The organism is Streptomyces sp. NPDC085946, assembly GCF_044540485.1.
Taxonomy (GTDB): Bacteria; Actinomycetota; Actinomycetes; order Streptomycetales; family Streptomycetaceae; genus Streptomyces.
In genome coordinates this window covers 1-1499 of sequence record NZ_JBITSF010000067.1, presented here as the reverse complement: position 1 = coordinate 1499, position 1499 = coordinate 1, and the positions used below count along the sequence as shown (strand labels likewise).

The 1499-nt window shown below is 73.2% G+C and carries 1 protein-coding gene; it reads right to left on the bottom strand.

Features of this window, described 5'->3' with window-relative positions:
* Positions 1-1499 (bottom strand): biotin carboxylase N-terminal domain-containing protein (locus ACIF8T_RS40470; protein WP_400042488.1); only part of this gene is annotated, 1499 nt, incomplete at both ends.

The following is a 1499-nucleotide window of genomic DNA, read 5'->3' as shown; positions in this document are numbered from 1 at the left end:
TCGGCGGTCAGGCCCTTGATGGTGCCGGCCTTGTGGGCGTTGAGGGGCTGTTCCATCTTCATGGCCTCCAGGACGACGATGAGGTCGCCCTCCTCGACCTGCTGGCCCTCCTCGACGGCGATCTTGACGATGGTGCCCTGCATCGGGGAGGCGAGGGTGTCGCCGGAGGCGACGGGGCCGGACTTCTTGGCGGCGCGGCGCTTGGGCTTGGCGCCGGCGGCGAGGCCGGTGCGGGCCAGGGACATGCCCAGCGAGGAGGGCAGCGAGACCTCCAGGCGCTTGCCGCCGACCTCGACGACGACCGTCTCGCGGCCGGGTTCCTCGTCGGTGTCGGTGTCGGCGGGCGCGGTGAAGGGCTTGATGTCGTTGACGAACTCGGTCTCGATCCAGCGGGTGTGGACGGTGAACGGGTCCGACGAGCCGGTCAGCTCGGGGGCGAAGGCGGGGTCGGTGACGACCGCGCGGTGGAACGGGAGCGCGGTGGCCATGCCCTCGACCTGGAACTCCTGCAGGGCGCGGGCGGCGCGCTGCAGGGCCTCCTTGCGGGTGCGGCCGGTGACGATCAGCTTGGCCAGCAGGGAGTCCCAGGCCGGGCCGATGACGCTGCCGGACTCCACGCCGGCGTCCAGGCGCACGCCCGGGCCGGAGGGCGGGGTGAAGGCGGTGACGGTGCCGGGGGCGGGCAGGAAGCCGCGGCCGGGGTCCTCGCCGTTGATGCGGAACTCGAAGGAGTGCCCGCGCAGCACCGGGTCGTCGTAGCCGAGTTCCTCGCCGTCGGCGATGCGGAACATCTCGCGCACCAGGTCGATGCCGGCGACCTCCTCGGTGACCGGGTGCTCGACCTGCAGGCGGGTGTTGACCTCCAGGAAGGAGATGGTGCCGTCCAGGCCGACCAGGAACTCCACGGTGCCGGCGCCGACGTAGCCGGCCTCCTTCAGGATGGCCTTGGAGGCGCGGTACAGCTCGGCGACCTGCTGCTCGTTCAGGAACGGGGCGGGGGCCTCCTCCACCAGCTTCTGGTGGCGGCGCTGCAGGGAGCAGTCGCGGGTGGAGACGACCACCACGTTGCCGTGCGTGTCGGCCAGGCACTGGGTCTCCACGTGGCGGGGCCGGTCCAGGTAGCGCTCGACGAAGCACTCGCCGCGGCCGAAGGCGGCCACCGCCTCGCGCACCGCGGAGTCGTACAGCTCGGGGACCTCCTGAAGGGTGCGGGCCACCTTCAGGCCGCGCCCGCCGCCGCCGAAGGCGGCCTTGATGGCGATCGGCAGGCCGTGCTCCCGGGCGAAGGCGACGACCTCGTCGGCGCCGGAGACCGGGTCGGGGGTGCCGGCCACCAGCGGGGCGCCGGCGCGCTGGGCGATGTGCCGGGCGGCGACCTTGTCGCCCAGGTCGCGGATGGCCTGCGGCGGCGGGCCGATCCAGATCAGGCCCGCGTCCAGCACGGCCTGCGCGAAGTCGGCGTTCTCCGACAGGAAGCCGTACCCGGGATGGACCGCGTC